13 protein-coding genes are annotated in these 11,861 nt (G+C 35.7%); 2 read left to right on the top strand and 11 right to left on the bottom strand.

Translation table 11 applies throughout. From position 1 onward, the window contains the following. Positions 1-73: 73 nt before the first annotated feature. Entirely contained in the window at positions 74-346 is a 273-nt protein-coding gene (locus A6J31_RS00940) for a lactococcin 972 family bacteriocin (protein WP_398577649.1), read from the bottom strand. A gap of 301 nt (positions 347-647) precedes the next feature. Between A6J31_RS00940 and A6J31_RS00935 the strand changes: the two genes are divergently transcribed. Further along, positions 648-1,550, top strand: a complete 903-nt coding sequence (locus A6J31_RS00935) for an IS30 family transposase (RefSeq protein WP_225791534.1) — start codon at positions 648-650, stop codon at positions 1,548-1,550. A gap of 93 nt (positions 1,551-1,643) precedes the next feature. On the opposite strand, the gene A6J31_RS00930 is transcribed toward A6J31_RS00935, so the two are convergent. The 9 genes from A6J31_RS00930 to A6J31_RS00895 all read right to left on the bottom strand — a co-directional run bounded on the left by A6J31_RS00930 (position 1,644) and on the right by A6J31_RS00895 (position 10,169). Next, on the bottom strand, positions 1,644-2,516 hold the full coding sequence (locus tag A6J31_RS00930) for a helix-turn-helix domain-containing protein (RefSeq protein WP_037601786.1): 873 nt from the start codon (positions 2,514-2,516) through the stop codon (positions 1,644-1,646). 276 nt (positions 2,517-2,792) lie between these two features. Beyond that, positions 2,793-2,942, bottom strand: a complete 150-nt coding sequence (locus A6J31_RS11470; protein ID WP_155267068.1) for a hypothetical protein — start codon at positions 2,940-2,942, stop codon at positions 2,793-2,795. 49 nt (positions 2,943-2,991) lie between these two features. Next, a complete protein-coding gene (locus A6J31_RS00925; RefSeq protein WP_225791532.1) occupies positions 2,992-3,807 on the bottom strand; it encodes a hypothetical protein in 816 nt (271 codons plus the stop codon). 17 nt (positions 3,808-3,824) lie between these two features. Further along, positions 3,825-5,885, bottom strand: a complete 2,061-nt coding sequence (locus tag A6J31_RS00920) for a phage tail tip lysozyme (RefSeq protein ID WP_192573919.1) — start codon at positions 5,883-5,885, stop codon at positions 3,825-3,827. A gap of 17 nt (positions 5,886-5,902) precedes the next feature. After that, complete coding sequence (locus A6J31_RS00915) at positions 5,903-6,325, bottom strand: hypothetical protein (RefSeq protein ID WP_080610253.1); 423 nt, start codon at positions 6,323-6,325, stop codon at positions 5,903-5,905. Between the two features lie 3 nt (positions 6,326-6,328). After that, positions 6,329-7,027 carry a hypothetical protein gene (locus A6J31_RS00910; RefSeq protein WP_080610252.1) on the bottom strand — a complete coding sequence of 233 codons (699 nt, stop codon included), beginning with the start codon at positions 7,025-7,027 and terminating at the stop codon, positions 6,329-6,331. 3 nt (positions 7,028-7,030) lie between these two features. Continuing rightward, positions 7,031-7,336, bottom strand: coding sequence for a hypothetical protein (locus A6J31_RS00905; RefSeq protein ID WP_037601622.1), 306 nt, complete (start codon positions 7,334-7,336; stop codon positions 7,031-7,033). A gap of 23 nt (positions 7,337-7,359) precedes the next feature. Continuing rightward, positions 7,360-9,321: a hypothetical protein gene (locus A6J31_RS00900; protein ID WP_080610251.1), complete on the bottom strand. Its 1,962-nt coding sequence runs from the start codon at positions 9,319-9,321 to the stop codon at positions 7,360-7,362. Between the two features lie 11 nt (positions 9,322-9,332). Further along, on the bottom strand, positions 9,333-10,169 hold the full coding sequence (locus A6J31_RS00895) for a hypothetical protein (RefSeq protein WP_225791531.1): 837 nt from the start codon (positions 10,167-10,169) through the stop codon (positions 9,333-9,335). A 208-nt stretch (positions 10,170-10,377) separates the two neighbouring features. On the opposite strand from A6J31_RS00895, the gene A6J31_RS00890 reads away from it, so the two are divergent. Next, on the top strand, positions 10,378-10,740 hold the full coding sequence (locus A6J31_RS00890) for a hypothetical protein (RefSeq protein ID WP_070847948.1): 363 nt from the start codon (positions 10,378-10,380) through the stop codon (positions 10,738-10,740). 398 nt (positions 10,741-11,138) lie between these two features. Here the strand turns inward: A6J31_RS00890 and A6J31_RS00885 are convergent, their stop codons facing one another. Continuing rightward, positions 11,139-11,861, bottom strand: coding sequence for a lantibiotic immunity ABC transporter MutG family permease subunit (locus tag A6J31_RS00885; protein ID WP_070578162.1), 723 nt, complete (start codon positions 11,859-11,861; stop codon positions 11,139-11,141).

Here is an 11,861-nt window from a genome sequence, read left to right as displayed (position 1 = left end):
CGAAAATGGAACTATTACAAGGAAACAAAAACTAGGTTGACATATTACATTCAACCTAGTCACCGTTACTTAATTAATTATAGTTATAGTAAAAGGCAGCCTGCTCGCCAAAAGACGTTTTAATAAAAGCATACGAAGTCTGACCGGCATAAGCATAGGCCTTACTAGATTTAGAGGTCCAACGACTAACTACAGTTGAACTATGATATTTCGAACCATGATAGTAATTCGAAAAAGCACCACCGTTAGAAGCCCCGTAAGTCCAAACACCACCACCTGGATACTGCGTAGCTGCAGCAACTCCAGACAAAGTTCCAAAAGAAGTCACAGCAAGAGCCAAAACCATTAACGATTTCATATTTTTTCTCATAAGTATTCTCCTTAAAGTAATTGCGATGAAGGAAATAAAATGACATAAACTATGCATAACATTTCTAAACCTTCAGAAGTCAACTGTTACATTAAGTAAGCGCTTACTTTTAACGTTATTATATACAGTTTTTTTTATTTTTGTCAATACACTTTTTGTATTTTTGTAAGAAATAATATCTTTACTATCTTGAATATACAATATAGGTGCACAATAAAAACTCATAAGATTTTCTAGTAAAATAGAATTGAACGAACTAGTTACGAAAGGAAATCTTATGAGCTACCATCATTTTACCATAGACGAGCGTGAAAGTATTCTCATTTACCGTACGCAAGGCCTAAATTTTTCTCAAATTGCTAAGTTACTTCATCGTCATCCATCTAGTATTAGTCGTGAGTGGAAGCGACATCTAAAAGAAGGAAGCTTTTCTCCAAGTCATGCACAGGAGTCTTACCATAGGGCTAAATCACACTGTGGGCGGAAACGGATGTTTGAAATAGATCACAATTTAAGCAATACCGTCAAACATCTATTTCTCGATTACCAATGGTCTCCTGAAAAAATAGAAGGTCGGTTGCGATTAGAGTATGGAAAAACTGTTATTAGTTATCAAACAATCTATAGAGCCATTTACAGAGGTCATTTTGATGATAACTCACTATCTCATGGTGCTCGTGGTGTCATTCGTAAGCTCCGTCATCGTGGAAAAACACGTCATACAAAAGGTTATGTCGAAAATAGAGGGAGAATTTCTATTTCTCATACGATTCACGAAAGACCAGAAAATGCTAATAACCGAACTAGAATAGGAGATTGGGAAGCCGATACCGTTGCAGGTAAAACTGGAAAAGCTTGTTTAGTGACTCTAACTGACCATTATTCTCGTTTTCTAAAAATCCAGAAGGTAGCTGTCAAGAAAAGCAAGTTGGTAATAGAAGCTATGGTAAAAATGTCAGAACCCTTGACGAAGTATACAGTAACTCCTGATAGAGGGAAAGAATTCACCTATCATCAGAAATTGAGCGATCAATTGAACATTGAAGTCTATTTTCCTGACCCTCATGCTCCATGGCAACGAGGAACCAATGAGAACACGAATGAATTACTTAGAGTAATATCACTTTTCTATTTAATAAACAATACCTATTTTGTATTTATTGGAAATTTATATCTATAATTTATTATCCTAATTTAGCTAATAAAAAAACAGTTAGAATACCTCATTCTAACTGTTAAAGAAAAACAAGTCTCAAAATATCAAACTAAACAGTTAGTTTGACATTAACTTTTCTGCTAAATAATGTTCTACTTTTAGAGACATCTCTTGGTTACCATCTAGGTTATAAAGAAATTTAGCCTTAGTATAGTAATCTCTGACTTCATCTATATTACCAAAGCTTGCACTAGCATTTCCAAGCAATAAATACAAGTCTGCCAAAAGATAATTTGATCTATATCTTTTACAAATCCGAATTGTTTCACTTATTTTATTTATAGCATCTTCAACATTATTTTGCAACCAAAGATAACGACTGATATTGTAATTAAACTTTATAGACAACTCCAACTCTTCAATTGTATGTATTATTAAGTTATTTACACGCTTCTCTAGATTATCTCGTATCTCATTGAATTGATTTAAATCATCAATATCATAGTAAAAGTTAAATAATGTATTTGAAAACCTAAGATAGTTTATTTCTGAGATATTTTTTTCTTTTATTAGCTTTTCTAGTTTACTTACAGCTTCTAACTTATTATTATCACAGTAAAATAAAACAAGAGTTTGAATCCACTCTAAATACATCTTATCTGATAAAGATAAATGACTTGATGATTTGCTTTCTAAATTATATAGGTACTTTAACGATGAATAGTCTCGTTGTGAAATGAAGTTTTCAGCTACTAATCTAAAATTTTCGAGCTCGTTTTTCTCATCTTGAACTTGTTCATCAAAAAAATAATCCATACTTACTCTAAGTTTTCTCGAAAGTGCATATAACAATTCTGATCCTGGAGTATACTCCCCATTCTCTATACGACTAATCTGTCCTTGTTTGCAAATCCCCTCAGCAAGTTCCTTTTGAGACATTTTTAGTGCTTTTCGTCTTTCCTTCAATCTTGAAGCTAGTAAAATTCCCAATTTCATCTTCCTTGATTAATTATTATATATATTTTATCACTTAGAAATAAATACTTCAAACAACAATATAAAATATGTATTACTCTCATACAAATTACATATTTTATTCCCTAGGGTATTCGTTTTATGAGTATCAATATATAAATCCAATTTCATACACATCAGATTCAAAGAAAATGTTCCAGATGTTAAGCTATATATGCTACATGCCCTTGATAGCTAACAAAACCTAAAGATACTAGTTCTCATATTGCTAAGACCATAACATTTGACTTGTTAAAACCCTCTCAAAAGGGTATTCGGATCACTTATAGTTATACCTAAAATAGTTACTGTCACTTGTAACTTCATGTAAAAAAGACCTAATACACTAACTACATCAATAACCTGTCTTTCTTTAAGTTCTGCAGTTTTTGATTCTATCATATAACTATATTTCAAGAATCTCCTTTATATACATAATTATATTTATGTTTTACCTACCCTGTTTATCACTAACCGTTAGGTCAATTAAATAAAGATAACATGGTGAAAACTTACTGTTAATGCCGAATAAATGGAAGTTGAAATGAAGATGGTATAGCGTATCTTTCGTTTCAAACGTATGTTTGATATTCCCTTGAGGCTTCCCTGGAGTAGTTCCCTCTCTATAATAATGAGGAGCAATTACTTTCTCACATTCCATATTAGTGACCTCGACAATCGACCTATACTCTGGCTTAATAGCATTCTTATTAATCATTGTCATTTGAGCATTAGTGTCGTGGGTTGTTAACTCAATATCATTAATAAGTGAATGTTCATTATATAAGCTGGTTTCAGTAGATTTCTTCAACCCAAGATATTTCACATCAATAACATTCTTGAATAGATAACGTTTAAATAAGTTCAAGCTTAATTTTGAACCTACAACATAAAGAATGAGACTAATAACTGATAGTTCTAAAATATAAGTTACTTCAGCCTCTGTAATCTGTGTAATCTGTGTTGGCCTCAACAAAAGAACACACAAGGTTATCATCTCAATGAAACTAATTAAGACGGTATAAACCAACAATTCACTCCCAATTCTGTATTTTTGAATGACTCTAAACGTGAATGATGCTAGATAAATGCCTTCGATAACACTAATAAATAATAATGCTTGTTGACCCGGCATTGTCTTAGAAAGGATATTCAAGAAAAGTGTTCCCATAATTAAAAAGAACCATAAGAAAGCTTTTCGCAAACACAAGTCTAGGCATAATGCAGTAAATAATGACATACTTTTTTGATTGATTTTTGTTTTCATTTTTTCTCCTTTTTGATTTATTCTTTAGATGGTGCTCCACCTTTTTGTGTCTTAGGATCAATCACCATACCAACTTGTGGTTGGGTATCCCCTAGAATAATCGACGCTGGACTCAAGAAATCACCGTACTGGAAGACTTTCGTTTTCCGACGTTCAAAGTGAATATGTGGTCCAGTAGCTGCTCCCGTTTGTCCAACATATCCGATAAGTTGGCCTTTTTTGACCTTATCCCCTTTCTTAACAAGAGGAACATCACGCATATGTCCATAATAAATAATAGTGCCATCTGGAAGAGTGTGCATCACGTGGTTACCATCGATATTCATCGCCTCTTCATTGACCTCTACTACTTCACCGTCTGTTACGGCATAAATTGGAGAGCCTTCTGGTGCTGCAAGGTCCATTCCAGTGTGTCCTGAACCCGCATTTGGACCACCAGCATTAGCTGATGCTCCGAAAAGTTGGGTAATGGTATAAGGGACATCAAGTGGCTGACCTGTATCAGTACTGAGATTACTACTATCGCTATCACCACACGTATCTGCATCTACTTCTTCCTTGTCATCATCCTTATCCTTCTTGTCTTTTGACTCTTTTGGACGATAGACATAGACTTTTCCGTAGTCCATAGTAATACGGTCTCGATATTGACCATAATTATTCTCAGAAATCCCGTCTGTCGATGGTGAACATTGGATAATATTCTCCTTATCCTCAACTAGCATGGTCTGTCCTTTATCTCCAGAGCTACTACCTTTCGTACCCCAGATAATGACATCTCCTTTTTCACGGTTTTGAACATCATCTTTAGACGACCAGTCACCTTCATACACTAACTCATAACCATTGTCTTTCAACCAGTCGTGTTCTGAATCGGTATCTACTGGAGATCCAGATTCTTTAGCACCGCCGTCAACAAGGGCATAGTATAAAGCAGATGAATGGTCATAGCTATCTGGTCCGGTACGAGCATCACGAGAATATTTGACCTTCCCTAGCTTATCCTTATACCACTTGATAGCCTTATCAGTATCAATAGACTTTTTGTCTTTATCACTGTCTTTTTTGCTATCCTTGTTGCTAGAGTCACTTGATGAACTGCTTGAACTGCTATCGTTATCATTGTCTTCGTTGTCGCTATCTTCTTCATCGTCGTCACCGTCATCATCATCTGAACTTTGACTACTTGACGAGGAGTTATTGGAAGAAGCTCCACCACCACCAAACGCCTTTTGGAACTTGGCATCATCGTACTTATATTTACTTGCTTCGAAGACTTCCGCAAACTTCCTTGCATCCGCCTTCTTCTGCTCTGGTCTGACATAAGCCATATTACCTCGTTCGTAGGCATTCCATGCCATAGCAGTTTCATCGATATTGGTTTGTTTAGCAAACTCCTGGAATGACCAGTTATGGCCAGATTCGTCATAGGCTGGGTTCCAGTCACCTTTTGAGATTGCATCAATAACAAAGGCAACCATCTTATCCGCATCTTCCCAGTCCGAACTATTTAAAGGTGCATATTTTGTGTAGGGGTCAAACTGGAAGATTCCACCACCACCAAGTGTGTTAGATGTACCACCTGTCGTTGGCACAGCTCCCTTAGAAATGGAGTCATTGATACCACCACCATAATGCCCTTGGGCACGTCCAATGATGTCATAGCTCCCTTCAGAGTTTGCCCAACCAACAGCACCTGCAGCAGATTCCCCAGACAATCCAGCATTCACAAAAGCCATAAAGACTTTGTGGGCATTTTCATAGGCTTTTGTCCCCTTCGTAAAGGGGTCAGAGTCGCCTGCAGATGCTGAGTCTGTTTTAGTAGAAGTCGATTGAGGCTTAGAGCCATCATCGTCTTCTTCATCATCGTCTTCTTCATCGCCATCTTTTTGGTAGGTTACACATTGGGCGTTAGTCTTGCCACCTTTCCCACCGGAAGTACTAATCGTCCCCATTAAACCAGTGATAATTGCAATTAAGATAACCGCAAAAGTTAAAATAGTTCCTATAATAATGGTTGTCTTCACTCCAAAAATCGTTAGAAGAACACGAGCAGCTTTATCACCTATTCGTTTCAAATATCTCAGTCACCCCCTTAATGAAGTAGTGCGGTTAGCCAATACCAACCAAATACAAGTAATAGTCCTAGGGCAAGAAAGATACTTTGTTTAATGAATTTTCGATTTCGTTTTTGTTGTTGCTTACGCATCCAAAATGAATCTTCATCTGAGTAATAGTCTTTGTGACGTTCCACTTGCAAATTATAATAGTCTGTCACATCCTCCTTGACACTGGATAACCTTTCTTTCCCACGCGCAATGAGACCTTGTTTTTTCTCTTGTTCACGTGAGATACTGTCTTCATCAAAACCGTCATAGTAGGTATCGTAAAATGCTGAATAATCTACTTGCTCTTCAAGGCTTTCCGGATAGACTTGGTCTTGATGCTCATCAAGAGGATCTAGTTCTAGTTCACGCTGAATATACTGACCATCTCGTTTAAAACGATAAGATACCATATATTAAAACCTCCTTAAGCCAATAATTGGCATTTTTTGTGGAGCAATATAAAGTTTATCTGTTACAGTTACCTTAGAAAAAGGTACACCTTTAATTCTGAAAGTACGGTGTAACTCTTTAACAACGAGACCAGCTTTATAATCTTTTTCCGTCACTTCTTCCTTAAAGAGTTCTTCATAAGCTGACACCTGAATCAAGTCTAGGAGACGATAAGCAGATTGATAAGCATAATAGTTGTTTCGATTAGCCAATCTCTTTTCAAAAAGAGGTGAATATTCCTTTGAAAAGAATGATACGATCTTAACAGCACGTTTTCTATGGTTATATTCTAGTTTGGCCATAACCCATGCAAGCCCCCAAGTCACTAGCGTGATAAAGCCCCAGGTGTTCATCAAACAGATTGGTAGAAGACTAAACATAAGGATACGCTTTGCTTTCTTGATACGTTCACGTCTCTTACCAGTAAGTAGCTGATAAATGGCTACAATCAAGGCACAAAACACATACGGTGTATAGGCAATAGCCATAAAATGAACACCGTAGGCAAATAAAAGTGTCTGATAGAGCATGAGATAGCTATAGAAACCAACCAAACCAAGAACTAAGCTAATAATGAAGGAAACTATCCTAAAGAAACGTAGTGTTTTAATGTCATAAGCAATATTGTTAACCCATAGTGACATTTGCATTAGTGTGGTCATTGATTAATTTTCCTCCTCTGGCTCTTCTTCTGTTTCAAATATTCTCGACTCAAATCGAGCTGGTTCTTGGTAGATAATCATGGCTGAGTACTCATCTACTTGCTGACTTCCAAATAAGCCACATAAACTACTTAAAAGATGTGTTTTTCGCATCTGATAAGTAATATCAACAACACGACAGGTCTTTTTGTAAGCCAAGATCTCTAAGTAATCATTTACAATTCTTTCTAAATCATGCGGATTATCCTCTGTCAGAATTTTAGTTTGTAGTTGGAATGCCTCATCAGAATATGGTTGCTGTAGGTTCATTGTATTTCCCCCTTTCACCATTTCTAAGGTAAGAATGCATAGCGAACATGTTCATCATACGGATACTTACCATAAGACCTATTATCCGCTAGTTGATGGTTGAAGACTAAGTTCTTGACAGAAGCAATATTTAGGAAGAAATCACCATCTCTTAAATATTTAAGTGACGAAAGTTCACTCTCAGTCATTTCCCCTTGTAAAGCATCCGCTAGACGAGGGATAGTCAAATCACCTAATTGAGAAAAGACACGATACGTCATCATAGAGAAAATCGCACGTGTCGCTAAAACGTAATCCACTGCATCCGTAGAGTTTGCATTCAAGAGGATGTTATCTAACGAACTCATTTCCATAATAAATGCGGAATAGTTACTACTTACATTCTCAATCAAATCCTTTAGAAAGTTAAGAGACTCTGAATAACGATAATTGAAGAGCTTATGTGCTCCGTTAATGGTAATAATGCTATGAGGTCGCTGGCTCTTAGCTCCCCCGATAATCCCTCTACGGAAATACTCAGATACCCTTCTTCCATTTGCTACAGCGTATGATGAAATGATAGATAACACTTGGTAAAGCTGAATATTAAGAAGTTCAGTATCTTGAATCCCAGAGAGGTCAAAGGTCACAACTTGTTCATTTGAGAAATCTTCAAACTGTGAGGTCGCATTCAAGAAGCGATAATCTCCCAAGAGACCAGAGAAAGCATTATAGAGACGGTCATAACTTGCAGCATCAATTTCATTCCCCTCTGCGATTTTGTCCTCTTTAAGCTTGTTTAAGCGTTCTACCCAATGAGATAGAGTTGGATAATCTTCAGGAATGACATTCGTAATCGTTAAGTCTTCTTGGTCCATCACTTCTGCATTACGGTTCCACAGACTACGGTCTTCATAGAAGTCGTTTAAAGCAGATGACAAATTATTGAGGTCAGAATTCTTTAACCCTGGATCAAGAATTTGAGCCAAAGCACGTAGTTTATTACGGTGGGCATAGAAAGATTGGACCTGGTCTGTTGTTTCTCCATCTGCAGAGGAAGCCGTTGCAATAATTTGCATGAGGTTAATATGATTTCGATTATTTGTCCCAGACATCTTGACATATCGACCACCTTGCATTTCCGTAAGGTCTTTTAATTTCCCAGTAAGGTCAATGTTAAAAATGGTATGTCCTTTAGCAAAATAGGTGTCAATCAAGTTACCTAACAGTTTCATTTTTCCGTTTCCTGCTCCGGCAATCAGCATTGATGGAATTTTACGTTCCCTATCTTCATGCAAAAGGTCAAAGTTAACCACACCACCAGTACGTGTTTCTCCCAAGTAAACACCATAGGTATCCATTAAGTTCGTATGATTAAAAGGATAGCCAGCACCTAAATCCCAGACGGATGCTGCTTGCCCTTTTCGACGTAGTGGGGTGTCTTCCAAACGAGAAGCGGGGATAAAGGCTGTATGATATTCGACATCTTGCATGCCATCTGAAGAAGAGATAGAATACTGATTCAACTGTTGCTTGAGGTCAGCTTCTCGTTCTACCAGTTGCTCCAATGTGTTTGCAGCTAACAAAAAGCGGGTGTGAATTTTTTTAGAAGGAACATTGTTACCTAGTTTTTCGCGATAGTCTAATAAAGAACTGATACGCATCTTATCATCGGCATCTTGTGCAGCCTTTGTATTTTGAGTGGCTAACATATTCGAAATAGCTTTTGAAGCTAGTTCGGACATTTCACTATTTGAAGCATGTTCTAAGGACATAAAACTGATTACATTATCAACGAGCATTAAATCACTCATCCAAAAGTCAGGTAAACCGTGTTCTGGGTATCGGTCATATGGAACATGAGCAATCTTATAATAACCGTTTGCTTGTCTCCAATATCTATCATCATATTTAAAATCTGGAATATCACTTTGAATCCTACTAATAAGATTGAGGTCATAACCCTCTCGAATATATTTCTTGATTTTTCGTGAACTTAAATCCATGTAAACTCCTTCTAATACTGGTTAGGCGAAACATTCAGTGAATCATTAAAGTTGTAATATTGAGTCAACAACTCTTCCTTCTTTTCGACAGATACAACTTTAGGGGCAAATCCGTGGCTCGAAGCAATCGTTAGTGTGGTACGTGTATTGGAATCAATTTCAGCCAAAGTATCTCCAAACACCCAAATAAAGAACTCGATATTTTGTTGATTGATCGCAATGACTTGTTGGACGAGATATTTTGTTTTCAAAATATCTTCTCTTTGTCTTAGCTGATAAACTAATCTCTCTTTACGTGAAATGGTATCAATGTCATCACCATCATTGACAATCAATTCTGGAGCGTTCTGTTCTTGTTTGACTTCATCTAGAAGACGTAGCAATTCGTTAGATTGACTTGAGACATCTGTTGGCAATTTTGTTGTCTGGATCATCATGTCAAAGGCAGTCCCAGACAGAAAAAGAGTGAATCCTACTTTAATTGCTGCCTGTTCTTCGTTAGACATCGCTTGAATATCTTGCCCAAACACCTCAAAAATCTGCACATATCCTGAATAGCCATTAGCTAATCGTATCGGTTGATTAGGATAGCCATATAGGATAGACTTCACATCAGTTATCGCAACAGTGTCTAAAAAATCTTTACGTTTCTTCTTATTAAGTGGAACATACACAAATTCCTCTCCGGCACGTTCACCAAGGTCGATACTTTCATATTGTGTTTGTTTTTCCTTCTTCTTAGCTTGTTTACTTTTACGTGCCTCTTCTTTTTTTTGTTTCTTAAGTTCTTTATTTCGTTTTCTAAGTTCTTTTTTTGTCAATACTGGTTCTTCAATTAAACCTGACATATGATTTCCTCCATAAACATTATTTTCCACTATTCTATAAAACAACACAGGGCGTTCGTAACCCAGTGACACCTATTAGCTACTCATACTTCTCCATTATTTTGACTATTTACTTCTATTTAGGGCTCTCTGTCCTTGTCTAGCTACTTAAATCCTGTTACAATCAAATAAACACAATCGCAATAATCTTTTTTAGGAGGGTTTTAGGATGCTAGATTTTTTACAAGATTTCTACTTTTCACTCTATATAAGCACTTGGACCTCGTTTAAATGGCTACTACTTTCGGTTCTTATTGCCATGGGCTGTTGCCTTGCCACTTTTTTGTTCGAATTCAAAGGCAAAACTGCACAACTGATTTGGTTGAAATTCTCGATGAGTTTAACCGCTATATTTGCCTTATTTTGTCTATTTATGACACTTCATGGCATCATTCGTTCTATAGGCCTCTTTTTAGGAGCTATCTCTAGTTTCTTTTATCCATTGTTTGGCTTATTGATTGTAGGTGGTATTATTCTATTCATCATCAGTCTTTTCAATCCATTGTTCTTATTCTTCATGGCAAAGAAATAATGAGAGGAAACCTATTCAGCCGATGCTATTATGTTAAGAAAATAAAAAAACAAACCACCTTTGAAAAAGTAGTTTGTCTATAATCTAAGAGAGGTAGTCCAAGGCTGCCTCTCTTTTTTATATTGGCCAGACTCCAAACGGCGAGGAAGAAAGTAGCTAGTCAAATAAAACTTTATATTAAATGTCCTATGTAACACATATATTTTTTTAAATCGTAACTGTCATTACTTTTTTTAAAAAGTTTATTGAAATTGATTCAAATTTTCATCATTAAAAGTAAATCTATGAAAATATATGTTAAAATCATACTATAAAATCCAAGGATATAAGATGTTATAGCCATTTCCTAATCAAACATAATTAGATTGTATTAATTATAGATAGAAAACTGAACATATTTAACCACTTATCAAGCGGTCTTGATTCCACTTTTGAAATAGTAAAAAATGAAAAAATACTATTATGATAGAAATAACAAATATAATCATAAGTGGAGTGTTATCTATTTTTTGTTGGTTGAATAGTGTATCTGATACTCTCAAAAACCATGCCCATGGGATTAGAAACCATACCTTATCACCGAGACTCGTTTCACAAAACGCAGCAATAATGACTCCCATCATTGAAATACCTAGTGCCACACCTGTGCTAAATAAATAACTAATAATCTGATTAAGCATATATGCTATATAGCCCAAAATAATATAAAATAAACTAATCAAAATAAGTAATCTTAGAGATACAACTATACCAATAGTTTTCAACAAAAAGATAAATATAGTAATTGAAACTATTAAAACTATACAATAACATAACCACAAAAATACCAATTCAGCAAAAAATGGCTTATAATTCGATTGTGAATACCCTAACAAATATTTAAATTTACCAGATGATTCCTCCAAATTTTTTAGTTGAATATTCACAATACTAGAAGCAAAAGGAAGAAGTACTCCTACTATTTGAAAGTAAGAAAATAATACTGTCCTGCTTTGTAACCCTCCACGTTGATTCCAATATAGGAACAAAAGTAGTGGAAATAATAATGCGGCTAAAATGTGTACTAGCAAATAAGAAGTGTTTTTTATTTTTAAAAAACTAGAGTATATATATGATTTCAT

The organism is Streptococcus sp. FDAARGOS_192 (assembly GCF_002073815.2).
Taxonomy (GTDB): domain Bacteria; phylum Bacillota; class Bacilli; order Lactobacillales; family Streptococcaceae; genus Streptococcus; species Streptococcus salivarius_H.
Note: the sequence above shows the minus strand (reverse complement) of the source record. Positions and strands in the feature narration are given on the sequence as shown.

What these genes read in the sequence shown, in the direction of transcription:
- A6J31_RS00940 (WP_398577649.1), bottom strand. Translation starts at nt 346, where the DNA reads ATGGTTTTGGCTCTTGCTGTGACTTCTTTTGGAACTTTGTCTGGAGTT.
- A6J31_RS00935 (WP_225791534.1), top strand. Translation starts at nt 648, where the DNA reads ATGAGCTACCATCATTTTACCATAGACGAGCGTGAAAGTATTCTCATT.
- A6J31_RS11470 (WP_155267068.1), bottom strand. Translation starts at nt 2,942, where the DNA reads ATGATAGAATCAAAAACTGCAGAACTTAAAGAAAGACAGGTTATTGAT.
- A6J31_RS00925 (WP_225791532.1), bottom strand. Translation starts at nt 3,807, where the DNA reads ATGAAAACAAAAATCAATCAAAAAAGTATGTCATTATTTACTGCATTA.
- A6J31_RS00915 (WP_080610253.1), bottom strand. Translation starts at nt 6,325, where the DNA reads ATGGTATCTTATCGTTTTAAACGAGATGGTCAGTATATTCAGCGTGAA.
- A6J31_RS00910 (WP_080610252.1), bottom strand. Translation starts at nt 7,027, where the DNA reads ATGACCACACTAATGCAAATGTCACTATGGGTTAACAATATTGCTTAT.
- A6J31_RS00905 (WP_037601622.1), bottom strand. Translation starts at nt 7,336, where the DNA reads ATGAACCTACAGCAACCATATTCTGATGAGGCATTCCAACTACAAACT.
- A6J31_RS00900 (WP_080610251.1), bottom strand. Translation starts at nt 9,321, where the DNA reads ATGGATTTAAGTTCACGAAAAATCAAGAAATATATTCGAGAGGGTTAT.
- A6J31_RS00895 (WP_225791531.1), bottom strand. Translation starts at nt 10,169, where the DNA reads ATGTCAGGTTTAATTGAAGAACCAGTATTGACAAAAAAAGAACTTAGA.
- A6J31_RS00890 (WP_070847948.1), top strand. Translation starts at nt 10,378, where the DNA reads ATGCTAGATTTTTTACAAGATTTCTACTTTTCACTCTATATAAGCACT.
- A6J31_RS00885 (WP_070578162.1), bottom strand. Translation starts at nt 11,861, where the DNA reads ATGAAATCATATATATACTCTAGTTTTTTAAAAATAAAAAACACTTCT.